We start from the raw sequence: 22,487 nt of genomic DNA on the forward strand, positions 1-22,487 counted from the left end.
TAATTTATTTCTTTCAAGAAATAATTAATTTTAGCTTTGTTCACCAAAAAAGTAGTACATTTGCTACGCATCTTTAAAATTTATAACAATAAATTATAGTAGAAGATTTTTTTGAATTCTGAAACTTAATAATTCTAATAGATTCATACTCCTCTAATCAATCAGAGGGGTATGAATCTATTTAATGATATTATATAGCGTAATTAGCATCGATTCAACGTATACAAATTTACGTGAAAATCGTTACTAAAAGGAAAAATTATAATTGGTAAACGTTATGCGGGTTATTAATGAATATAGCATAATTATCTGCTATGCCTTCCGCTCTTCTTTTTGGGTGAGACAGCCTAAGAATACAACACACCTGTTTAATTAGAGTAGCTTTCTAGTATGAAGAATTCTAATCATTAATTATTTTTAAGGATATTGAAATAGATATAAAAGTAATGAAAAGGTTAACAAATCTTTATTTACGCATATTGAAAGGTGATAAAATCGTAAACTAATTCATGGAAGCTGGGGCTATTCAACTCCCTAAGCTAGAGAAAATATCGCATATAAAAAAACAGCTAGAGTTAACTTTTTATCTAATGTACGATTTAAATCCAGTATTTGATTTAAAGAATAAAATATATCTAAGGTAGTTCACTTAATATTGAGCAAACTTATTTTCTGGAAGATAAATAGGAATTTTATGTTAAAATAATTATGTGAATTTTAAAAGGTTGTACTTGAAATAAGGGAAAGAAAAGTAAGAATGTGTTCCTTTATACATACGGAGGTGCTTTGTTGAGAGAGAATCAAGAATACAGAAGACGTTGGAGAAAGTTTTTTATCTTTACATTTATCGTTGGTTTAATTGTGGCAATTTTTTCGGTTGTTTCTGATAATTCGCCATATTTAAAAGATGGTATAACAGTTTTTGAATTCATCATTTCATATTTAGCAGTAATGATTAACTCCTTACCAATGTGGTTTATTTTAGCAATGCTTGTTGGCTATATTTTTGCTAGAAGCCTTAAGGAGTCTGCGTTATTTGGAACGATCTATACGATTTCTGCAATTACATTTTACTTCGTAATTGGCCATTTTTATACGGATGCAGCAGTATCATTACCATTCAAAGAACAGGCGTTGGTTTATATAAAATGGTACGGAGCATCAGCTATTGGTGGTGTCTCTGGTGGAATTGTAGGGTTTTTAATGAAAAAAACGCCATATGTACAACTAACTTTACTTCTAGGATTGTTCTTGCAATTGTTTGTAAATGGAACAAGAAGCTGGAGGGACATTGTTGGTATTGCGCAAAATGTTACCTTTTGTTCAATGATTGTAAGCATTGTTATTTATTTAACAATTGTCAGGAGAAAAGAAAGAAAAGAATATCTTAAAATGTAAATTAGAATTAAAATAACCTGTATGTTGATTGAAGAATAAAACGCCAGGAGATATCTTCTGGCGTTTTTATGTGTTAAATTTATTTTTGTTTTTTTAAACTCTTTAAAAGTGCTTTTTTTAACTTCTTTTTTTCTTTTTCTGTCAATTCATGTATATCATAATTTTTTATATTTATAGTAATTTTATTTAGTTCTTTGTAGATTGACATAATTTTATTCATCACACTCCGTCTTTGTTAATAAATTTTACTATTTCATGTTGACCCTGAATTCTTAGTTCTTTTGGTGTTAATACAGTACTCGTTATTTAATACGATAAAAAGAGAGTAAATCTATCAAAAATCCTGCAAACTTAAGATAATTAATTTCTTTTTATTTCATTATTCTTTCTCCCTGATTTTATCTAGCCAATTTTGTACAGAAGTTCCTATTGTGTTCACTCAGTGTCATAAGTCCTCTATGATATAAAAAGAGATGACTAAGAGAAACTTCTTCCTTATAAAATTTTTTTACAACTAAAGGACTTACATATTAATATATAGATAATTTTATATTATTAATAAGTGTAATTATTAATGTATTTTATTCAAAAATAGTTTAATATTTATCTACTCTGTAGAAAAAGCCCATATTTGTCATAAGTTAGAGTAAATGGCAAAACTAGGATTTTTATAAATTAGTTTTTATATTTACTTATATACTTAAAATACACTGATTTTTTATTTTTGATTAAATTTATGTTATCGAGAACATAGTGACGTTAAATGTTTAGAAGTTTTCTGTTTAGTTATCATTAATATAAAAATTTCTTAAAAGGAAAGAAGAAGATAGGTTGGTACATGATAATAAGTAAAAATCTGTATTTTTAGCTAATAAGAGTAATAAGTTTTCACATCTGGAGCAAACTACTCATGAAGTGTTTAAATTCTAAAATGCAAGGCTCTTATCTACGTACTATTTAACCTAAAAAAACTACTGACACACATATGCCAGTAGTTTTTTTATTTGTTTTACTCTCTGGGGTCAGTCCCATCATCTATTAGAAAGCTCTTTTTATAAACTTTTTATTCAAATTTAAAGAATTCTTTCGGATAGAGGTGGTTTTTGCTCTCTATTTTTACCAAACTGCTCTTTTTCATCAACAAGTACTAAGATATTTCCTTCTTTGACCGAGTTACCATAGTATTCAGCTTCATCTTTAGAAAGACCTATTTCAACAAGAGCTCCTGTTAATCCTCCAACTCCTGCACCCGTTACAGCGCCAGTTAACACGGCTGCAATTGGTCCCGCAGCAACAATCGGTCCTATTCCAGGAATAGCAAGTGCACCAGCTCCTACTAATAAACCTGTTAACCCACCAAGAGCTCCACCAGTTAGGGCACCTGCTGCAATTCCATCAACCACTTCAGTATCTGTTTCTTCTGTTACTCTATCTACCTCTCTACTGTCTTGCCCGATGATGGAGATGTCACGTGTAGCGTACCCTTGATTTTTAAGATCTTCTACAGCTGCAATGGCTTCTTGCTCAGATTTGTATATCCCTACAACTCTCTTTGCAGTTCGTTCCATTTTCATCTCCTCCTATTCCTTTTCTATTATTTATGTTCCCTAGGTATAAATATTAAAACTTCTACTTATCATAATCGCTATTATAGATAGAAAAAACCAAAAAAATCTCTTTCGTTGAGTAGATTATCTTTTTTTACGTTATCCTAACTATGATGTAACGCATCCTCAACGGTATTTATTTGATGGTTCATATCTGTTTTCTTATCTTTCCGGTGATCAATACGTATATTTGTGATAACTCGATTAGGACCACTTGAAATGGCCTCTTGATGTATTTCTTTTGCTACTTGCCATAATTGTTCAAGGTCTCCTTCTATTATGGTAGAAGTAGGTGTTACATCATAATGTAATTCCTTTCCCTTGAGCTTACGTACAGCGTTAATTACTTCTGAACTAAAACTTGTTGAATCTGTTCCAACAGGTATAATACTTATTTCTAACAAAGGCATAACGTATACTCCCTTCTCATTTCCTTGTATTTTTAAAACTAAAAAAGAAACGATTTATAGATAAAATCTCCTGATTTTTATTTAGTAGGTTCAGCAGGGACTGAAATGTCCTCAAGAGCTTTCCCTGCTTCTTTATTTGAAGCATTACTTACTGCTAAATCTCCTAAAGAAACCATTCCAATGAGTTTTCCATCATCTACGATAGGAAGTCTGCGTATTTGATACTGAGACATGATTTCCATAGCTTGTTCTACAGACGTATGTTTTGTACCAGTAATCACGTCCGTTGTTATCATTTCAGAGATCTGCGTATTTGCATTACAATCATTAGCTAATCCTTTGATAACTAAATCACGATCCGTTATTAATCCTATTAGCTTATTATCTTCACAAATGGGAATAACTCCTACATCCAGATTCTTCATCATGTTAGCTACCTCACCACAAGAACTTTTAAAGTTACACGTCTCAATATTTGAGGTCATTACTTCTGTTATGTTCATAATAATTCCTCCTTTATTGAATAATCGTCTTATTTTACTTCGTTCCCGTACAGCATCTTCTAAAACATAAGCTTGAGTTTTAGTAAACACAGCTTTAGATTTTAAGGGGAAGAAAATGAATTGTGAATTGAGAAAATTTATAGCATTTTATCAGTTAGTGAAAAAATGATTTTTATTTCTTGAAAATGGGTATATATCATTTAACTACAAAGGAGGGTTTTTTATGAAAAATGTAAGAGTAGTAGAAAACGGAGTCCAAGCAAAAGAGGCAATTGAACAATTTTTAAATCGAGGATATACGAAAGACGAATTATATTTATTAGCTCACGATAAAAATCGTTCTGAAGATTTAACGGAAGCATTGGATACCAACAATATTGGGGTCTCAGAACAAGGAGCATTTGATTTAGTAGCCAATGTATTCCGATCTCGTGGAGATGAATTACGTTCTAAAATTCAATCTTTAGGATTATCGGATGCTGAAGCTCAACAATATGAAAGAGAATTAGATCAAGGGCGTGTAATAGTAGTGGCAACCAAAGCAGGTTAACAAAAAAAGGGGAATTTTCGCAAAATAGTTACAGAATGTATGTGAAAATATAAAAGAGGACCCGTTAACGGGATCCTCTTTTATTAACTGTTGACTAAATTCCCTTCAGCAGGAATTGGGTGACTTTTCAACAGTCTCGCAAAATGTATTAGATTATGAGCCATCATTTCCACATGTTGCATGGTAAAATCATTTTTAGTTCCTTCAGCTTCAATAAAGGACGGTCCTGGTCCTGCTTCTCCTACCCAATAGGTATCCACATTAGGAGGAATGGTAAAACCTATATGAGATAATGCGTAGAGGACCGAACGTGAAACGTGTTTGGCTCCATCCTCATTTCCCGTCACTACTACTCCACCTACTTTGTTGTAGTAAATGTATTGACCCTTATCATTTGTTAGACTACTTCCGCCATAAAGTCTTTCTATAATTTGAGTAGTAATACTGCTTTGTTCACCTAGCCAAATAGGAGAGCCTATTAGTACAATATCTGCTTCCTTTACTTTTTCAAAAATAGAAGGCCATTCATCTTCTTCATTTACTGCTTTTTCTGTAATTCCGTGTCCAATCTTATAGTCTGCTATGGTTATAACTTCGGTTTTCACCTCATTCTTATCAAATATCTTCACCACTTCGCCAATTAACGCACCTGTGTTTGAGACTTCAGGACTTTTCTTTAACGTACAATTAAGTACAAGAGCTTTAAGTGTCATGCTGATTTCCCAACTCCTTATAAATAAGTATTACTTTGGATATTCCCCCATTGAAGAGAAAAAAACACGCAAATTTGGTAGTATTACAACTCTTTAGTCGGGGGTAAGTAAAGGGTGAGTGCTAGTAATTTTGCTATATTTGCATTAGTTTTATTTTTTAATGCCCCTTTTTTAAAACTGATATAAAACCATCGTCAAAAAAATTCCATAGTTTTCTCTATTTTAGGCTTTATACTTCATATATTTCCAGTTGTCATAATGTCTTTTATTAGAAAGAACCTTTGAATAAGAAAAGAAGAAATGGAAACCCATTTCTCCTTTGTATACACATTTAGTTAGAAGAATGACATTATCGGATGTTTTTGCCACCAAGTTGTTGTTCCGCCATTTGCACAAGACGTTTTGTAATCTCTCCACCTACTGATCCATTTGCACGTGCAGTTGTATCAGGACCAAGGTTAACGCCAAACTCACTAGCGATCTCATATTTCATCTGGTCAATTGCTTGCTGAGCGCCATATACTAACAGTTCATTTGTGTTGCTATTTTTATTGTTTGCCATTTTATCCAGCTCCTTTACATTTTATAAAGTTAAAATGTGTAAAAGAAGGGGTGTTTATTCATAAGATTAGAAATTACTTTTAAAAAGTCGTCTAGTTCATAAATTTTTATAGAAAGCACAAAAACGACTATTTGCCCGTGAACTTCTCCTCAATCGTTAGACAAAAATTAATAATTGAAGTTGTGCAATTACAAGTGGCTTTTATTCTTTATTTTTGTGTCCCTTTGTTTTATAGCATGCTCATGACGATAGTCAATACGTTCATCAATTTGATCCATTAACCTTTTGTCTTGTTGGATCTTATTTTTATTTTCATTAATGAGATTTTGAAATCGGGGTTTTTAACTTTCGCATAAAGGCACTTCTCTCTTTTATATATTTGTTTCTAAGTCAGATGTAATTATAACGAATATATAAAATAAAGCAACATATGAGATTTTGTGTAATGACTCTCTTCTTTCTATCTAAATATTCTTTTTACTCATGGCTTTTTCGACATTTTTTATACCTTCTCTTTTTTATAATATAAAGTACACAGAAAGCATAAGAGAAGAGGAGGAACGCAAATGAACATATTAGCTGACGTAAAACCAAGAGAAGAAAAGAAAATTTTAAGTGATGAAGAGATTGTTCAAGCGTTTCAATTGGGCGACGAGGTTGCTTTCAACTTACTAGTAAAGAAATATGAATATTTAGTCGGTTCGAAGGTAAAAGTATATTTCCTATTAGGAGGAGATCGAGAGGATCTCTTACAGGAGGCAAAGTTAGGATTATATAAAGCTGTGCGAGATTTTAGAATAGAAGGGAAGAGTTCATTTAGAGGCTTTGCAGAACTATGCATTACACGTCAACTTATTACAGCTATAAAGGCAGGGAATCGTCAAAAGCATTCACCTTTAAATAATGCTTTTTCTTTAAACACATCTAGAAATTCAAAACGAGCAGAAGATGATATAACCCTTATGGAGATACTTCCTCATCCTTACGCAGTAAGCCCGGAAAAGGCGGCTATAGAAAGCGAGAATAAAAAAGAGAGAGAATACATCTTGCAAGAAATGTTATCAGCAATCGAAAAAGAAGTGTTTGCCCTATATATGAAGGGTCAAACCTATATCCAAATCTCTAAAAACCTAGACATTCCTCACAAAGCAGTGGATAATGCACTTTGCCGAATTAAGAAAAAGATGAGGCATCAAATGAAATACCTTTATTTACAGGAATCATCCTGACAAACATAGAATAAAAGCATGAAGTTACTACAAGTAATGATATCTAAAGGTGGAAAATATCTAGTACGTAGATATTTTTTTCTTTTACTTGTTCTTTTTATTTATTATAAAGATCCTATTGAGTAGGCTAACAGAAGGCTAATTTTATGCAAATAAATGAAACTTGTACATATTATAAATATCTTAAATAATAGGAGGAATGGTTAATGATTATTGTTACAACAGAAAATGTTCCAAACTATAAAACAGTAGAAGTAAAGGGTCCTGTATTTGGATTAACTGTAAGAGCAAGAGGGATTGGTAATGATATTCTTGCAGGATTAAAGGGACTCATTGGTGGCGAAATTAGTCAATATACAGAAATGCTTGAGGATGCAAGGAAGCATGCGTTAGACCGTATGGTGAAAAATGCCCAAATGATGGGTGCCAATGCAATAATTATGATGCGCTTTGATTCCGGTGAAATCGGCAACAACATGAGTGAAATCGTGGCATATGGAACTGCAGTTATTGTAGAAGAGATGTAAAAATGGTGAATTTAATGATTATTTATTATGTAGTGATGAGTGTTGGTATCTTGATTTTAGCTATATTATCATGGCTTATTTGGGATAAACGCTTTCGAAATCGACATGGCCAGGATGTACCGAATGGATTTATCCGCACAGATGAAGTTACAGTTGATCCAACGACAAACAAAAAATTGCGTGTATACTACAATCATCATACGGGAGACCGGTTTTATAAGGAAGAAAAATGAACTCTATTTCTACTTTACATAATCACAGTTATCAGCACCAAAAAAGAATCTTCTTTCAAAAAAACCTACTAACTGCTTATTCGAGTGTTTGTCCTATCATGTAGGTTTGGATTAGTAATATACTGTTTTTACATCTATAAAAAAAGGGGAGAGTAGCAATGGGAAAACAAGTATATATTATCCATGGATACGGAGCTTCACCAGCTAGTCATTGGTTCCCATGGTTAAAAGAAAAATTAATGGCAGATGATCATCAAGTTTCGGTTCTTCACATGCCAAATTCGTCTGATCCCAAGAAAGAAGAATGGTTGGGAACATTAGCTAATAAAATAAAGAATTTAGATGACAACACTTATTTTGTAGCACATAGCTTAGGATCCATTACACTATTGAACTACCTAGAACAATTAGATCCGTTACCAGGGTTTGGAGGATTTATTCTTGTTTCTGGCTTTTCTGAACGACTATCATCTTTACCTTCACTAGATCCTTTTACAGTTAAAGAAGTGGATTATCAAAAAATAATTTCTGTAGCTAATTCACGTGCTGTTATTGCTGCGAAAGATGACTATATTGTTCCTTTTCAATTAAGTGAAAATTTATCAAAACAATTGGATACATCATTTTATCCTCTTGAAAAGGGTGGTCATTTTCTAGAAGATGATGGGTTCATTACTTTTAAATTGGTTTATGATATTTTAAATAATATGACGAAAACTGTATAAATAATGAGGAAGCAGGATAATACCATGAATAAAAACAGAATAAAGGTACTGGCTATTTCAGGAAGTTTGCGTAGAAATTCTTCTAATACAAATGTTTTGTATGCTATTTCTAAGCTAAGACCTGACAATACTGATTTTGAATTTTACGAAGGGTTGGCACACCTTCCTCATTTCAACCCTGAAATAGATACTGATAGTCCTCCTGATCCTGTTAAGAACTTACGTAACCAACTGAAATTAGCCGATGGTGTAATAATATGTACGCCAGAATATGCTAGGGGAGTCCCAGGGTCCCTAAAAAATGCTCTTGATTGGATTGTATCTTCGGGAGAATTTGTGGATAAACCAGTAGCTGTTATTAGTGCTTCTTCACATAGCTCAGGTGGAGAAAAAGCTCACGAGTCCATTTTACTTACATTAGAGATGATTGAAGCGAAAATCCCAAAAGAAAGCACTTTACGAATTGGTGCTGTAGGAACCAAAATCAATAATAAAATCGAAATCTTAGATTCTACAACAAGTGAACAGTTAAAATCGGTATTGAATTCTCTCATTTCAACTATCAAGTTTAACTAGCTAGATTATTCCTCATTGTGTCTATAAATATGAGAAGCCTTTGTCTATATCCACAAGGCTTCTTTTTTATTAGGTGTAATTTATTAGAAGTGAATTTACATAATCAGCGTTATAGGAATCCTGATAAAATATAAATAATAGCTAAATAAAGTTATAATAGATTATAAGTATAAAATAAGGTGAGATGTATTGATGATGGACTTTATATCTGATCTCCTTTCAGGTGGATTAGGATTCAGCACGGATGTTTTAGATACAAGGAAAATTGACAGTAATATTACGTTACTAAGACAGCAAGAATGGTTTAAAAAGATTTACGAGAATAACCAATACTATTTACTACTTATTGGAAATAGAGAAGTCAGAGCTTACTTACAAAGTAATTTTCGTGTTAAAAGAATAATCCGTAATGAGAAAGCACAAGCAAAGTTCTTACTGCTCTTAAATAAAAAGTTGAAGATATGATTACTAAGGCATAAAAAGCAGAACATCAAATGTGGTGTTCTGCTTTTTATAAATTTAATTTATAATGCTATAAAAATATTAACGTTCATTTTCCTACATTGTTCGATAAGGCATAAACGTTCCGCCAAAAAAATAACTCCATACAATGAGAAGTACAGCAAATAAAATGAACAAGAACCAACCTCTGACATATGTGTTTAATTCTTGTTTGTTTTGTATCTTTTCTCTGTATTTTCGTTGGACATCATGATGTTTCGATATATTTTTCATTAACATCCCTCCCTTGAATATGGAACAAACAATTGGAGCCAGTGTTATGAAATATAAAACATACTATACATTACCTTTTTTCCTTATAACTATATTTATGAAAGGTGTTCTTTTAGGTTGAAGTAATCTTTGCACTAGAACCCCAAAGACTTCAAGGAACCAGTGAGCTCTTATTACGTTCTCCTTTGCTATTCATATCCATTACCACTTCTAACAAAAAGAGGAGAAACACAGCTATAAGCTCAGTTATAGAGGGAAGAGTAATGCTTCTAATTAATTCATCAGCAGTATGTATAGCAAACCAAGAAAAGCTACAATCAATGACCAGTCTCACGAGAAATTTTCTTTTAGAATTTCTAATTTGTTGAGAAAATGTATTAATAAGAAATATGGATAGTAAATCAACTATAAATCCAATAATAAAAAACAGTAATAGGAATATTAATAGAGATAGAAATGAGTCGTATTGTACCCCAAATATTTTAAATAAACCAATAAATCCAAACACAAATGCTCCTAGCATTAATGAAATAGTAATAATAACAATTAAAGTTATAAAAATAACAGTAAATGCTTTAGCAAAAAAATTGGATATATTGTGAGAGGAGCCAGTTTTCTTTGCTTTCAAGGTAAACATTCACATCCCTTGCTGCTAATTTTTCTTCAATGTATTTATCCTAGCCAATTGTGCGTATAAGCTAGTATTCCTAAGATGGCTCCAATTCCAGCTCCAAATAAAGTAGCCCCTACTAGTTTTAATTTATTCTTATTATAAGTCATAAAAAACCTCCTTTTATCCAATTATATACAAAAAATGGTTTTTAGTGAATGAATCTCTTTAAATGATATAATTAATATGTATATACACCCTTAGTTAACATAAACACTCTTCTCGGCAGTAAAAAAGCCTTTAAATTTAAGAGCTTTTTATTACTAATCATCAGAAATAGCATGCTCAAAAGCCCTTTTATCAAGGTTCTTTGCAGCCTTTAAATTGTAACAAAAGTAAAACGTGAAGAAAAACCAGATGACACTTACGTATATTGTAATAATCAATAAGTAAGAGTAGAAAAAGCAGGTTAACATTTGTTAACCTGCTTTTTCTAGATTGCTGTGTAACCGAACCTTTAAAAATTTTATAAATAAAAAGTTATGCCAGATATTTTCTATTACTTCTGTTGCAGATTCCAAGTAAATAAATCTTTAGACTTGCTTCAATATTAAACGAAATTCAGCCTATAAATGTGAATTTCGTTTAATGATTTTCTCTTGTTGATTTGCTGGTAAGGATGCAACCCAGTAAGAAATAGGATCAATACTTACTGATGGCCCAGCCTGAGATATTAAAAGTGCTAAATTATTTCTGTTAGCGTACCATGCAATGCCTTTAGCTTCATAAGCTCGCAACTTAAAGGAAGCTGGATTTCTATGTGTCTAAAGGATAGTTTTTACACCAAAACCTAAATGTATATATTGTATACATATTTATCTACAGAGAAAAGTTTTATACCTTTCAAACTACTATTTTAGGATGGATTCTATTTATTCATTACTCTTCTAAACCCTATCCCTTCTAATGCTTGTTCTAGGGTAGCTTTCGTATTAATTTTTCTAAAATCAATGCCTAACCTTACACTTGTTTGAGCAATTTCTGGACGTATTCCTGTTAGGATTGTTTCTATACCAAGTAGTCTTAATGCTTGAACAAGATTAAAAAGATTATTTACAATCATTGTGTCTACAATTTGAACACCTGAAATATCCAAGATTAAATGGCTCAGTTCCATATGAGCGCTTTTGTCCAAGCCTGTTTGCATAATTAAGGTAGAACGGTGAGTATCAATCTCTCCAATAATTGGCATAACAGCTACTCCTGGCGTAATCGGTACAATGGGAACTGATAATTCTTCTAATGCTGTATAAGCAATATCTATTTTCTTTTTATTCTGGACTTCATAAATTTGACTAAAGATGTAACTAATTTCATCTAGAAAAGGATCAATAATTTTACTAACGGAAAGCATAGTTATAGCAGAAAGTCGATTCTGTTCTAGTTCCTCCGTGAAGACATTCCATATAACGTGACGGACAAAAGAGATTGATTTGATAGCATGCTTTAATGAAATTCCATTTTCAGCGATAATTTTCCCTATATATGTAGCTAAATTTGTTATTTTTTGGTAACAGTTTTTTGATCTTTAAGTAAGGACTCTCCTATATACTGAATTAATTTCATTGCCCACTCCATAATATGGTATTCTTCTATACCATATTGATGCAGCTTTTGGTTATATTCTATATACATAAGTTCAGAAAGGCTTTTAGCTAATTTATCATTATTCTTAACAATTTTCTCACCTATATATTGCAATTCTTCCTTCATCTACTCTTGCCCCCTGTAGTATGTCTTCGTTCCTTGTTCTTCAATACTATAAAAAGGTTTTCTTAAATGTGGAATACGTTCATTTGGAATCCCTCCCTTCATCAATAAAACAAATGCTTACCAGATGACCTGGATGTTTATTGATGTTAATTAAAATATCGGGTTCAGAGGAAAAAACTTCGATTCACTTGTAAGCAACCTCTAAAGTTTGAATATACTGATACTATTATTCTATAAAAAGTGTGTGATCGGTATGGAAAAGCAACGTTTTCGCACCAGAACCTTTGTTGGTTTATTCAGCTAGAAACCAATTGTTTTTCCTATAAATGGACAGTTTTACAAAAAAGAATTTTCATTATATTCTATAATTAAAAAACCAACAAGGAGCTTTAATATATGTATAATAGTCAACGTTTTAGAGAATTAGTTTTACAATTTGAACAAGTCTTATCCAGAGAACTGACTAATAAGGAACAAGAATTATTAGTTTGGATTACAAAAGAAGAGCAAAGAATTGCTCTTCCAAGAGTACATTAATTATCAATGCCTATCTTTTCGAACGATAAGGGATAGGCCTCTTCTCTTTAATTCCTCTTCTAGAACGAGAATAAAATCTTTATCTAAGTCTAATTCAATTGCTTTAAAATACGATTCTATCAATAGTTGATCAGTTATTTTTTTCATATCTTCCCCTTCTGTTTCTTTAAAACCATGCTTAAACATATAATAAAATGAATTTAATATTAATAAATAACAACGCGATAAATTCAAAAAAATAAGATAAATTGTAGTGATTAATAATTAACAAAGGTAGTCTCTAACCTAGAATATGGAGTGAATTTTTTTGCAATAAAATTATAGGATTGGTATTTATTCTATATTCATCCTACGTAAAACGACATAAAACGACATCGTTAAACACAATATATATTTTGCTTTCCTATTTAAAATAAATAAAGTTATTAAATCTAATATATACAAAGTAAAATTAGTTACCATAATGTGAGTTCTAGGTAGCAAATAAAAAAGAAGCCCTCTAAATGCGACTTCTTTTTACCTTTATTGAAGTTTTTTATTTTTGAAAGAATACGTTACTGAATTAATAACACATAAAGACACTATTATTAAAAACATATAAGACGAAATAGTATCTCCTGATAAATTAAGATCATCTACAATTATTCCTTCTAAGAAAAGGATTAAGCCTGAAATTAATAAACTAATGATTACTATAGTGATTACGTGCAAGCCAGTAACTAATTGCTTATTATTTTGCATTAAAATTGTGATAAACAAAGCAGCCAATACAACAATGAAAAATATAAATACTGGCCTTGAAAATAAAAGACTTATGGTTCCCTCACTATTACTCCATATATACATATTAAACCTCCACTATTACCTTCATTTTTCCATTTTATCAATAATATTGATTTTAATCACTATGTATATATGTTTCTAGTTCACGTAAGGGTGGTTCTAGGGATTTTTCGCAAAACTTATTCGTCTTCATCTTTGGAACGTTTTTTTATTAGAAAATGCCCAAATGAAAAAGTTCCTAAAAAACATAAAAATATAACTAGTCCAATTATTGTACTATCTTGAACACTGCTATTAGACGTTATCTTTGTTAGAAGGCCGAAAATAATTCCTATAGTCAAACAACCTATAACTATTAAATAGTAAGGTGTTTTTCTAAGTTGTTTCCCACTTTCATATGAATCAACAGAAATACCTAAATTCAAATATCCTAATATAATACTAGTCAGTATTAAAACTAACCACAAAGGGTTATCGGTAACATTATTAAAGCCTCTAGTAATTCCTTCATATATTAAAATTCCTACCATAGCCAAGGTTTGGAAAGCAAAAGCGATTCGAATATTCTTTAAATTTTTAATAACGAGCCTTTATCTCTTATTAACTTCATTTAATCTCCTCCTGGTCTATCCAAAAAATTTCATCTAAAGTTCTGTTGACTACATAACAAATCTCTAAGCACAATTTTAAGGTAGGATTGTATTTTCCTTTTTCAATTAAACTTATTGTTTGACGAGTAACTCCAACCTTTTCAGCCAATTGATGCTGGGTCAAATCAGCCTGTACACGAAATATTTTTACATTGTTTTTCAATATACACCAATTCCTTCCATAATTTTATTGTAACATATATATTGCATTTTTCAATATATATGTTACATAATTTGTGAATCACATTGACATAATGTAGTTTCTCAAAATACATAATTAATAAAGAGGAAGCATCTAGTTTCTCAAAGACTAAATACTTCCTCTCTTTTACCTCTTATAAATGTTGTTAGAAGACAACCAATCGATGAATTGTTGATAAGGATAATATGTAGTCCCTTTAAGCTCTATTTTAGGAGCATCAGGATATTTATCCAACAATTCTTCAATTTCACCCTTACTTAAATTAAAATGATAATGTAGATCTTTTTCTTTAATCAGATAAGGATAACTTGATTTTTTTTGAGGTTTACTAAAATTCTTTAAACCATCACCTATAAAATAACCGAGGGCAGCTAATCCTACCGCAATCCAAAAAGTATCTATTTCCACAACAAAATACCCCCTAAACATTTCCATAAAAACTATTTTATCATAAAATCAATAGAAGGATAGTTTGTATATTTTATTCGTTTCTAGTTAACATAAAACTTATTATAAGAACCAAAAGCCCTTAGAATTAATGATTCTAAGGGCTTTTGATATATGTGAGTTTGAAAACCAAGAATGTTTAAATATCTATTTGTATAATCACTTATCCTTCTTTAATTATTGATTTCTGTTTTAAAATTGCTTGATTTCTTATAAATACAATAATGCTTAAAATAAGAACTACTAAAGGCATTAGAGCCATTAATCCTTGTCCTGCATTAAAAAGAGTGAATATCGCACCTATCATGATTAGCCCTAATCCTCCAGAAGCAGCTACTGCAAGTTTTGGCTTCCAATAACCAATAAATAGTCCAAGTGCACCCAAGACTTCAAGAATACCAATAGTATACATAAATCCTAGCGAAAAATTGTAGACCTTTGTAAATTCCTGTACCACCGTATTATTACCTGTTAATTTCATAATTCCAGATAATAAAAAGTCAATAACTAATAGTCCCTGGATAATTCTTGTAAACCACTTCATAACAAACACCTCCTATAATATTCTTTGTTAAAGTTTCTTTGAAAATATATGCTAGATGATTTGTATGTATGTTGCAGACGTTTTTTATTTAAATAAGGAAGGAAGGGACAGATTCAATTAGTCCCTTCCCATCAATTTAATCCATTTCTCTAGAAAAAATGATTTCAAAATATGCGGCAGTACCATACGAAGCAGTGCCAGGAGCGAATATTTGAACTAATTCCCATCCATCCTTTGCAGCCTCATGAATAATCTCGTGATAATCCTCTTTAGGATCACGCGAGAAGGATTTTAGTTCAATTTTTTCAAAACGATATTCTTTCATATTCTAGACCCCCTTTTCTAATAACTACGGTTAAAATTGGAAAAAGTTTCAAAGGATGATGAATTTGACTCCTTTTAATTGGAGGATAACCGTGAAGTACAGGGAAGCACAGGCTGAGTTTCAAAAAGTATTTGACCATCAACAAACAGTTAGTGTTCCAAAGTTAAAGCCGTTGTTCGAGTCATTAAATATATCCGTAAAGAAACCATTAGGAGATTCGAATAAAGAAATATCGTACTTAAAAGGTGAAATATCTAAGTTGAAGAAGAAAAATAAGCTATTAAGGGAGGGGAAGGGGACCTTTTGATAATAAGTATGAGGAAAAAATTTCAATACAAGAGACTGTTAGAAGACAAAAGGTTTCGACAAACCCTTTGTTATAAGTTGGTGATTGTAATGTATATTAAACCCACTATAATATATAAAACTATGAAACTTACAAGACATCCAAATGATCGTTTATTCTTAGTTCGTCTATTCATTATGTTACTCCTTGTGCTATGTACTAAATATTACATTATATACGAATATATGGAATAGTTGCAAGAAAACTAAAAGATTGTCTTATTAGTCTATTAATATAAAATATTCAAATTGTACGCTGTGAAAAAATATTATTGCGGTAGCTCATTTAGAAAAGAACTAATTAAATCGCTAAAGCCAAAAAAAAGGCTGTTGAGGGAGAGATAACAATGGAAATCATGGTTGGTCAAAATTATAAAATCACATCGGATGCACTTAACATCATCTTAAATAAAAAGTATCTCAAAAAGGATAAGCGAGGCAATGTAACAACGGAAGGGGGTTTCAAGCAAATCGGTTATTACACCACTCTTGATGGAGCTTTTAACGCTCTCATAGAGAAAGAAATCAAGAGGAGTGATGCAATTAGTCTAGATGAGTTGAAAAAACATGTAGAAAGCATAAAAGAAGGTATCTTTGAGGGTTTGAAGTCGGTGAAGGTTGAAAGTGCGGTAAATGTGTAAAAGGCGGTCTTATTGCTCACAGTTTAATGGGAGATCCTAACGCTTCGATTCCAACACCACAGTCACACTTGTGACTTATAACGACTTAGCTTTCGGTTGCTCTCATGTAGGGATAAATAAAAAAGACGCTCTGCCAGGAGCATCTGTGTGATAAAAAAGAATTTGTTACAAGGTAGTCTCATTATACACTACCACTTGTGAAATTGAACTAGGAATCTCTTCCCAGTAAACCTAATGCAAAAGACTTAGCCACATCCTTTAACACGTTTGTTTCTTTTTTCTTCTCCATATTCTTCCCTTCTATAATCTATAGGAATTAACTGTATGAAAGCTCCATGCACACTGTCTATATTAGTATATCCTTCAAAAAATTAGTGTATATTATATACACTCTTATTTAACATAATCACAGTTACAGGAACCAAAAATCCCTTTAAATAAACAAAAATATTTTCTTCTAATGTAAAAATATATAGTTTTTATTTGTTAAACAAATGAAGGGGAGTGGTTGAATGAAAAAGGAAAATAACTATATATAAGAGAATGTATGTCAGTGGAAAGAAAATAGATTTATGACATTTTCAACAAGGCATCTTTACATAATTTTGATTTTTCTTGTGAATAGATCGGGAATTTTTTATAAAGGGGATGGAAATCATGTTTCACGCGAAGGATGTTTTAGCCGATCAGCTGTTAGCAAATGCTAATGACCCTAGCTGGTACCAGCCATTTTCAGCTTCAATTGAAAACTTGTCAGAAGAAGAAGCTTTTTGGAAGCCTAACAAGGATAGTAATAGTATAGCTGAGGTTGTGCAACATCTACTTTACTGGAATGAAACATGGCAAACTAGGTATCAAAAGTCTCATGTCAATGCAGTACCTTCTATAGGAAATAATAATAAAAGCTTTATAATTGCCGAAAATCAAACATTTGATCATTTAAAAGATCGACTATTAGAAGTACTGTTACAATGGCAAGAGTTATTAACTGAGGAAAAAGTCGAAAGAGATGTAAATGGTTTTTCTGCACATGTGAAGTGGTGGGAGGTACTTGGAAATTTAACTACTCATAACGCATATCACATTGGTCAAATCATTTATATTCGGAAACTACAAAAAAGTTGGAAAGAAAATAGTGGTGAAGAGGATTAATCGAAGTCGATAATTGATGTCTCTGAATGAAATGGAGCATAAAGTTCTCCTTTCTTATGTAGAACGTATTATTTAGCAAAAGCTCGAAATGTTAATAAATCAACGATGTATAAATGATAAATTTAGGCGAGCCCTTATGCATCAAGGGCTCGTTTGCTTGCTTAGTTCCGTAAAGAGACATTATGTTATGTTTACATAATGTCTCTTTACGGAACCCAAGTCCTAGAGTAATTAACCTAGTTCTTTTTCTTGCTGTTTTAGTACCTTACTTTCGAATTCTAATTGCCTCATTCTTCTTTGAAGTTCTAAATTATTCAATTCTTTCTCTAACTCTGAAGATAACTTGATTCTTTGCTTAGCATTCTCCATTAATTCTCTAGTAATTGTTAGTCTTTTTTCGTTTTTATCAAATTGATCTTTTAGATTCATATTAACAGCCCCTTCCCCATGACTTGCTATGTTCGACACTAAAGGACAAAAAATCTTTAAAACAGATGGATATTAGCCGCCTACTAAGCATAGGAGTTCTGATGTGAAAAATTCTCCTTTGTCTACACTTAAAGTAAATAGTAAAATTAATGATTTTACTATTTACTTTATCATTTACTTAACATAACGACTGTTCTCGGAAATAATACACGAAAAGGCTCTTTATGGAAAAATAAATAAGTACCTTGATAAAACAGGGGTGCTTTTACGTATTTATTTCTTCTTTACCATAAAGTAGTTCTTTCTTTAACGTGTCAAAGTCTCTTTTAGCTACTTTTTCAATCCTATCAAATAATTCATCACCTTTGATTAATCCTTTTTCTTCTAGTATTTCTTCTAACGCTTTAAATCTTACTCTAGATAAAACAACCTCATCTACGGCATTAACCATCAACTTCTGATCTTTTGTAAGTTCTTTTTCTTTGGCTGGTTCTTGTTGTAACTTAATTCTAAATACGACTTTTGTGTCATCGGATATCTCTGCTGCTTGATAAAAAGTACTGTGTGAAATATTTTTCATTTTAAGTTTCTCATTTGTATCAACAATAGTAAGTTCAAAATCGGGGCTCTCGAAAAATAAGTCATATAAGTTATAATCTTTTTTTCCTATAACCGAAAATGCAAAACCAATCCTTTTTAGCTGCTCACCTGTAGTGGAATGTGTAATTGTTTTTTCTTCGAAATTTTCAATGTTAAATTCAACATTATTGATAATTAATTGTTTCAATTCAACCACCTCTTTATCTATATTAATACGACGAGTCTTAAAAGATTCCCTGTTTTCTCAAAATAAAAAAGGAAACTGATGGATCAGTATCCTTAAAAGATTATTTAATTAAATCTTCCTACCGTTGGTTTTCGATATTCTCTAATTGAGAAATAAGTCAATGTCTCTAATCTCCCAGACACTTTTGTAGTTCTTTTACTGGTTAATATTTCTTTAAATTCAAACCAACCTTCATGGCTTGAAATTTCTTGTTTTAAAACGTCCTCATTCTCCATCTTAATAATATCAGATTTAGAGCTACCACCTATAAAAAAATCACCTGCTTTTCGTAAGTGCTTGCCACTGATGACACGTCATGGAATCAAAAAGCTCTAAACCTTATAGTGTTGCTTATTTCTTAAATCAGTATTTCTATCAAAATAAAAAGCACCCCAATTAATAGATGCCTATCTTTATTATTCTTATTTTTCTTCTGTAACCATAAACTGTACCACATTATTTAAATTGATGTGCACTAGCTCTTTTTCATTCGAAATGAATCTTTCATATTTTGTTATATGACTAATGACTTCTTTCTTTGATGTGGCTTCAAATTTTAATTCCTTTGTCCTGCCATTTATAAATTCAAAAATAACTTTAAATTTAAGCATAGGTGTAGCACCTCTTTATCTACTTATTATTCTTGTTTCATTAATTCTTCTTCAAAGAAAAAAGTACTTGGATATTTATTGACCGTATAAGAGTATCTTTTCATGTTTTTTACATAATGACTTTTTAAGATTGTCACTAATTCATTCGATACTCTTATGTTTACTATTTCTCCATTAGTAAATAGTTTTACGCTCATAGCCCTCATCCTCTCTCGTATCAGAAATAATAAAATTTATCTTAAGACATAATTAAAATCTCCTAAGATTCTTTATTTTTACCCAGTTCTTTTGCCTGATATTTTTTTAGTTCTCCACAATCATAAGGATTAACAATTAAAGTTGCCGTGTGATTCTTATAATGGAGCTGAGAAAGGCTTACATCAATTCGTATAGGTTTTCTGGTATATGTGTTAAAAAAGTAAGCAACCTTTCTTCGGTAGTTGGTTCACGAAGGGATAGTTGTATTTTGACACCTTACGGTGTGATAAACCTCAATACCTAATAATGAAGTACATAGTCATAAAACAGTAAGGGATTATTTTCTATACTTTTTTTCACGCCATACTGTTTCTTTTCTGCCTCTACTTCTCTTATGCTCCGTTTTTGCCTTTTCATTACGAAGTGGTGCCACTTCAGTTAATTGGACAGGAGCCATATTGGATTCTTTTGTTAAGAGCTTTAAAGTGGCTGACAATAAAGTAACAGAATCCACTTCTTCTAATAACTTTTCCGCCACATGTTTATATTCCCCGAACTCTTTCTTGTCGATGGTGTTCAAAACGCGGTGTATAATTGCTTCCTGATTTCCTGCCATTACTTCACTAGAAGTAGGAGGTGATTGTCTAGACATTCTTGTTTTTGTGACATCTTCAATCACTTTTAAGTGATTACGTTCTCTCGAGGTTATAAATGTAACCGCCAATCCCTTAGTACCTGCCCGTCCTGTTCGACCAATACGATGAACATAGCTTTCAGGATCCTGAGGAATATCAAAGTTATAGACATGACTAACACCTGTAATATCAAGTCCTCTTGCTGCAACGTCGGTTGCGACCATAATCTCAATCGTATGCTCCTTGAATTGACGAATCACATCGGCACGTTTTGATTGGGTAAGGTCTCCATGAATGCCTTCTGCTGCATACCCACGTTTTTTTAGCCCTTCGGCAAGTTCATCCACACGTTTTTTTGTTCGTCCAAACACAATAGCAAGATCTGGTGCTTGAAGATCTACAAGATTACAAAGAACATCAAACTTTCGATTCTCTGGAATTTCCACATAACGTTGCTCAATATTCTTTACTGTTAACTCCTTCGCTTTTACTCTCACGAGTTCAGGATTGTTCATAAATTTCTGCGCCAAACCTTGTACTTGCTTGGACATGGTTGCTGAAAATAGTAAGGTTTGATGGGGAGAAGAAATCCCACCAAGGATTGTTTGGATATCTTCAATAAAGCCCATATTTAACATCTCATCTGCTTCATCCAGAACAGCAGTACGAATATGATTTAAACGAATCGTCCTTCTTTTCATATGGTCCATAAGACGTCCAGGGGTTGCCGAGATAATATGCGGTCTGTTCTTAAGGGCCTTGATTTGACGATTAATGTCCTGCCCCCCATAAATGGGTAACGTTTTAACTCCTTTTACCTGCCCAATTCGATTTAATTCCTCAGCTACTTGAATCGCCAGTTCACGCGTCGGCGCTAGAACGATTCCCTGAATCGCTTCTTCATCAAGCTCAACTCGCTCAATAAGGGGTATACCAAAAGCTGTTGTCTTTCCAGTCCCTGTTTGAGCTTGTCCAATTAGATCTTTACCCGTCATAGCTATTGGAATAGCTTCAGCCTGAATTGGCGTAGCCTCTTCAAAACCCAAGTTATGAATGGCCTTTTCAATGTCCTTACTTAAGTGAAAATCAGAAAAATTTTTCAACTGTTTCGTGCTCCTTCTTTTACTCAAATTCAAGAACGAGCAAAGCACTCTTCAAAAAGAGCTGTTGCTTTTTCATCCCTGCGTATTAATAAATCAATGTTACTATCAACGAACATCTTGTTCTAACGTATCCGTACAAGGCGAATTCATGCCTTATTTTATCCACGCCTAAGTGTATTTATAATTTCTTATAGTACCTATAAAAAGTGGTTTAATTTAGAAAGATAGGGGTCCTGATATTTCTTTTTTAAAAGGTATACTATTTAGGAGGAGGGATGATGTAGTTAAGTATTATAACCATAGGAAGAAAAATCAAGAGCCCTTACCTAAAGAACGAACAGAAATTTGGGAATGTCAATCAGAAGAGTGTAATGGTTAGATGAGAAAAAAATTTCTCTTATCAAAATCATCAAAAGTGTCCTTTGTGTGTCCATAAAATGAGAGCTCGAGAACGGTTTTTAGATGAGTCCCCTAATCCCCATCAAAAATAATTCATACCCCACATTTTTGTGTGAATTACCAAAAACTTCTGATTTTTTTAACTACAATTAAACTTCTTAACAAATTGGTATACCTTATTTTCTTTATGTTTCCAGTGTATGTTTTAACTAGTCTAAACCTTGTACCGTTCGTTTTTCTATTATGCCGAGATTTTAAAAGTAGATAGGGATCCTTTATCAGAGTTCGTTCTCCAATTTTTAAACTTATTTTCCAAGTAATCCTTTTAAAAATCACGTCTTCTTAAGTTATTGAACAAAAACCTGTTTTTTCTAGCTAGTGGAATCAAAAGTAAAAAAAGACTCCCAGGTGGAGTCTTTTTTACTCATTTTGATTATGCTACTTTATGAACGTTAGCAGCTTGTGCTCCACGTTGCCCTTGTTCGATATCAAACGTTACTTTTTGACCT

The 22,487-nt window shown here is 32.0% G+C and carries 33 protein-coding genes and 3 pseudogenes; 12 read left to right on the forward strand and 24 right to left on the reverse strand.

Translation table 11 applies throughout. From position 1 onward, the window contains the following. Window positions 1-789: 789 nt before the first annotated feature. On the forward strand, window positions 790-1,398 hold the full coding sequence (locus ACFX4N_RS27255) for a hypothetical protein (protein ID WP_192101126.1): 609 nt from the start codon (window positions 790-792) through the stop codon (window positions 1,396-1,398). Between the two features lie 79 nt (window positions 1,399-1,477). Here the strand turns inward: ACFX4N_RS27255 and ACFX4N_RS27260 are convergent, their stop codons facing one another. The 4 genes from ACFX4N_RS27260 to ACFX4N_RS27275 form a co-directional block, all read right to left on the reverse strand. Continuing rightward, complete coding sequence (locus tag ACFX4N_RS27260; protein ID WP_156622803.1) at window positions 1,478-1,618, reverse strand: hypothetical protein; 141 nt, start codon at window positions 1,616-1,618, stop codon at window positions 1,478-1,480. 853 nt (window positions 1,619-2,471) lie between these two features. After that, window positions 2,472-2,966: a YflT domain-containing protein gene (locus ACFX4N_RS27265; protein ID WP_301264862.1), complete on the reverse strand. Its 495-nt coding sequence runs from the start codon at window positions 2,964-2,966 to the stop codon at window positions 2,472-2,474. A gap of 143 nt (window positions 2,967-3,109) precedes the next feature. After that, entirely contained in the window at window positions 3,110-3,415 is a 306-nt protein-coding gene (locus tag ACFX4N_RS27270; RefSeq protein WP_016766202.1) for an MTH1187 family thiamine-binding protein, read from the reverse strand. Window positions 3,416-3,492: 77 nt separating this feature from the next. Then, complete coding sequence (locus ACFX4N_RS27275) at window positions 3,493-3,918, reverse strand: CBS domain-containing protein (protein WP_192101124.1); 426 nt, start codon at window positions 3,916-3,918, stop codon at window positions 3,493-3,495. A 223-nt stretch (window positions 3,919-4,141) separates the two neighbouring features. Between ACFX4N_RS27275 and ACFX4N_RS27280 the strand changes: the two genes are divergently transcribed. Next, on the forward strand, window positions 4,142-4,468 hold the full coding sequence (locus tag ACFX4N_RS27280; protein ID WP_098792524.1) for a YflT domain-containing protein: 327 nt from the start codon (window positions 4,142-4,144) through the stop codon (window positions 4,466-4,468). Window positions 4,469-4,551: 83 nt separating this feature from the next. Here ACFX4N_RS27280 and ACFX4N_RS27285 read toward each other — a convergent pair whose 3' ends face one another. From ACFX4N_RS27285 to ACFX4N_RS27295, 3 genes and pseudogenes are all read right to left on the reverse strand, one after another. After that, on the reverse strand, window positions 4,552-5,181 hold the full coding sequence (locus ACFX4N_RS27285; protein WP_192101123.1) for a flavodoxin family protein: 630 nt from the start codon (window positions 5,179-5,181) through the stop codon (window positions 4,552-4,554). A gap of 349 nt (window positions 5,182-5,530) precedes the next feature. Beyond that, window positions 5,531-5,743, reverse strand: coding sequence for an alpha/beta-type small acid-soluble spore protein (locus tag ACFX4N_RS27290; RefSeq protein WP_034656103.1), 213 nt, complete (start codon window positions 5,741-5,743; stop codon window positions 5,531-5,533). A gap of 188 nt (window positions 5,744-5,931) precedes the next feature. Continuing rightward, window positions 5,932-6,066 (reverse strand): annotated as a pseudogene (locus ACFX4N_RS27295) (FbpB family small basic protein); the annotation flags it as partial. Between the two features lie 243 nt (window positions 6,067-6,309). Between ACFX4N_RS27295 and ACFX4N_RS27300 the strand changes: the two are divergent. The 6 genes from ACFX4N_RS27300 to ACFX4N_RS27325 all read left to right on the forward strand — a co-directional run bounded on the left by ACFX4N_RS27300 (window position 6,310) and on the right by ACFX4N_RS27325 (window position 9,498). Next, window positions 6,310-6,972, forward strand: a complete 663-nt coding sequence (locus tag ACFX4N_RS27300) for a sigma-70 family RNA polymerase sigma factor (protein WP_192101122.1) — start codon at window positions 6,310-6,312, stop codon at window positions 6,970-6,972. Between the two features lie 206 nt (window positions 6,973-7,178). Beyond that, a complete protein-coding gene (locus tag ACFX4N_RS27305) occupies window positions 7,179-7,499 on the forward strand; it encodes a YbjQ family protein (RefSeq protein WP_053488440.1) in 321 nt (106 codons plus the stop codon). 2 nt (window positions 7,500-7,501) lie between these two features. Next, complete coding sequence (locus ACFX4N_RS27310; protein WP_171843306.1) at window positions 7,502-7,732, forward strand: hypothetical protein; 231 nt, start codon at window positions 7,502-7,504, stop codon at window positions 7,730-7,732. 158 nt (window positions 7,733-7,890) lie between these two features. Next, window positions 7,891-8,457 (forward strand): RBBP9/YdeN family alpha/beta hydrolase, encoded by a 567-nt coding sequence (locus ACFX4N_RS27315; protein ID WP_192101121.1) that lies wholly within the window; start codon window positions 7,891-7,893, stop codon window positions 8,455-8,457. 24 nt (window positions 8,458-8,481) lie between these two features. Then, a complete protein-coding gene (locus ACFX4N_RS27320; RefSeq protein ID WP_192101120.1) occupies window positions 8,482-9,033 on the forward strand; it encodes an NADPH-dependent FMN reductase in 552 nt (183 codons plus the stop codon). A gap of 192 nt (window positions 9,034-9,225) precedes the next feature. Beyond that, complete coding sequence (locus ACFX4N_RS27325) at window positions 9,226-9,498, forward strand: hypothetical protein (RefSeq protein WP_116327358.1); 273 nt, start codon at window positions 9,226-9,228, stop codon at window positions 9,496-9,498. Window positions 9,499-9,591: 93 nt separating this feature from the next. Here the strand turns inward: ACFX4N_RS27325 and ACFX4N_RS27330 are convergent, their stop codons facing one another. The 5 genes and pseudogenes from ACFX4N_RS27330 to ACFX4N_RS27350 form a co-directional block, all read right to left on the reverse strand. Next, entirely contained in the window at window positions 9,592-9,768 is a 177-nt protein-coding gene (locus tag ACFX4N_RS27330) for a hypothetical protein (protein ID WP_190238272.1), read from the reverse strand. A 151-nt stretch (window positions 9,769-9,919) separates the two neighbouring features. Beyond that, window positions 9,920-10,396: a YrvL family regulatory protein gene (locus tag ACFX4N_RS27335; RefSeq protein WP_377263422.1), complete on the reverse strand. Its 477-nt coding sequence runs from the start codon at window positions 10,394-10,396 to the stop codon at window positions 9,920-9,922. A gap of 611 nt (window positions 10,397-11,007) precedes the next feature. Next, window positions 11,008-11,160, reverse strand: a pseudogene (locus ACFX4N_RS27340) (CobW C-terminal domain-containing protein); the annotation flags it as partial. 146 nt (window positions 11,161-11,306) lie between these two features. After that, window positions 11,307-11,792: an STAS domain-containing protein gene (locus tag ACFX4N_RS27345; RefSeq protein ID WP_377263424.1), complete on the reverse strand. Its 486-nt coding sequence runs from the start codon at window positions 11,790-11,792 to the stop codon at window positions 11,307-11,309. A 146-nt stretch (window positions 11,793-11,938) separates the two neighbouring features. Next, window positions 11,939-12,151 carry a hypothetical protein gene (locus ACFX4N_RS27350; RefSeq protein ID WP_377263426.1) on the reverse strand — a complete coding sequence of 71 codons (213 nt, stop codon included), beginning with the start codon at window positions 12,149-12,151 and terminating at the stop codon, window positions 11,939-11,941. Between the two features lie 396 nt (window positions 12,152-12,547). Here ACFX4N_RS27350 and ACFX4N_RS27355 point away from each other — a divergent pair, with 396 nt between their 5' ends. Beyond that, window positions 12,548-12,688, forward strand: a complete 141-nt coding sequence (locus ACFX4N_RS27355) for a hypothetical protein (protein WP_156376636.1) — start codon at window positions 12,548-12,550, stop codon at window positions 12,686-12,688. Window positions 12,689-12,691: 3 nt separating this feature from the next. Here the strand turns inward: ACFX4N_RS27355 and sda are convergent, their stop codons facing one another. The 7 genes from sda to ACFX4N_RS27390 form a co-directional block, all read right to left on the reverse strand. Continuing rightward, entirely contained in the window at window positions 12,692-12,874 is a 183-nt protein-coding gene (gene sda, locus ACFX4N_RS27360) for a sporulation histidine kinase inhibitor Sda (protein ID WP_377263428.1), read from the reverse strand. Between the two features lie 336 nt (window positions 12,875-13,210). Beyond that, entirely contained in the window at window positions 13,211-13,534 is a 324-nt protein-coding gene (locus ACFX4N_RS27365) for a hypothetical protein (protein ID WP_192101117.1), read from the reverse strand. Between the two features lie 116 nt (window positions 13,535-13,650). Next, window positions 13,651-14,007 carry a branched-chain amino acid ABC transporter substrate-binding protein gene (locus ACFX4N_RS27370; RefSeq protein ID WP_377263430.1) on the reverse strand — a complete coding sequence of 119 codons (357 nt, stop codon included), beginning with the start codon at window positions 14,005-14,007 and terminating at the stop codon, window positions 13,651-13,653. A gap of 70 nt (window positions 14,008-14,077) precedes the next feature. After that, window positions 14,078-14,284, reverse strand: coding sequence for a helix-turn-helix transcriptional regulator (locus ACFX4N_RS27375; RefSeq protein ID WP_060744835.1), 207 nt, complete (start codon window positions 14,282-14,284; stop codon window positions 14,078-14,080). Between the two features lie 165 nt (window positions 14,285-14,449). Continuing rightward, window positions 14,450-14,731 (reverse strand): DNA-binding protein, encoded by a 282-nt coding sequence (locus ACFX4N_RS27380; RefSeq protein ID WP_192101115.1) that lies wholly within the window; start codon window positions 14,729-14,731, stop codon window positions 14,450-14,452. Window positions 14,732-14,933: 202 nt separating this feature from the next. Next, window positions 14,934-15,314 carry a DoxX family protein gene (locus tag ACFX4N_RS27385; RefSeq protein ID WP_053488348.1) on the reverse strand — a complete coding sequence of 127 codons (381 nt, stop codon included), beginning with the start codon at window positions 15,312-15,314 and terminating at the stop codon, window positions 14,934-14,936. Between the two features lie 136 nt (window positions 15,315-15,450). After that, window positions 15,451-15,639: a DUF4177 domain-containing protein gene (locus ACFX4N_RS27390; RefSeq protein WP_053488349.1), complete on the reverse strand. Its 189-nt coding sequence runs from the start codon at window positions 15,637-15,639 to the stop codon at window positions 15,451-15,453. 692 nt (window positions 15,640-16,331) lie between these two features. On the opposite strand from ACFX4N_RS27390, the gene ACFX4N_RS27395 reads away from it, so the two are divergent. Together ACFX4N_RS27395 and ACFX4N_RS27400 are read left to right on the forward strand one after the other, a co-directional pair. Next, entirely contained in the window at window positions 16,332-16,625 is a 294-nt protein-coding gene (locus ACFX4N_RS27395) for a hypothetical protein (protein ID WP_377263433.1), read from the forward strand. Between the two features lie 657 nt (window positions 16,626-17,282). Next, window positions 17,283-17,777 carry a DinB family protein gene (locus ACFX4N_RS27400; RefSeq protein WP_053488352.1) on the forward strand — a complete coding sequence of 165 codons (495 nt, stop codon included), beginning with the start codon at window positions 17,283-17,285 and terminating at the stop codon, window positions 17,775-17,777. Between the two features lie 231 nt (window positions 17,778-18,008). Here ACFX4N_RS27400 and ACFX4N_RS27405 read toward each other — a convergent pair whose 3' ends face one another. From ACFX4N_RS27405 to cshA, 4 genes are all read right to left on the reverse strand, one after another. Further along, the gene (locus ACFX4N_RS27405; protein ID WP_053488353.1) at window positions 18,009-18,206 is read right to left on the reverse strand and encodes a hypothetical protein; all 198 of its coding nucleotides are present in this window, start codon (window positions 18,204-18,206) and stop codon (window positions 18,009-18,011) included. A 265-nt stretch (window positions 18,207-18,471) separates the two neighbouring features. Continuing rightward, complete coding sequence (locus ACFX4N_RS27410; RefSeq protein WP_098278665.1) at window positions 18,472-18,993, reverse strand: hypothetical protein; 522 nt, start codon at window positions 18,991-18,993, stop codon at window positions 18,472-18,474. A 461-nt stretch (window positions 18,994-19,454) separates the two neighbouring features. Continuing rightward, window positions 19,455-19,643, reverse strand: coding sequence for a hypothetical protein (locus tag ACFX4N_RS27415; protein ID WP_053488355.1), 189 nt, complete (start codon window positions 19,641-19,643; stop codon window positions 19,455-19,457). A 535-nt stretch (window positions 19,644-20,178) separates the two neighbouring features. Further along, window positions 20,179-21,579 (reverse strand): degradosome RNA helicase CshA, encoded by a 1,401-nt coding sequence (gene cshA, locus ACFX4N_RS27420; protein WP_053488356.1) that lies wholly within the window; start codon window positions 21,577-21,579, stop codon window positions 20,179-20,181. A 256-nt stretch (window positions 21,580-21,835) separates the two neighbouring features. On the opposite strand from cshA, the pseudogene ACFX4N_RS27425 reads away from it, so the two are divergent. Further along, a pseudogene (locus ACFX4N_RS27425) lies at window positions 21,836-22,070 on the forward strand (cold-inducible protein YdjO-related protein). Between the two features lie 341 nt (window positions 22,071-22,411). Here ACFX4N_RS27425 and ACFX4N_RS27430 read toward each other — a convergent pair. Next, window positions 22,412-22,487, reverse strand: a 76-nt coding sequence (locus ACFX4N_RS27430) for a cold-shock protein (RefSeq protein ID WP_377263438.1), incomplete at its 5' end; no start/stop codon positions are given.

Source organism: Priestia sp. YIM B13551, from assembly GCF_042787905.1.
In the GTDB taxonomy this organism is placed as follows: domain Bacteria; phylum Bacillota; class Bacilli; order Bacillales; family Bacillaceae_H; genus Priestia.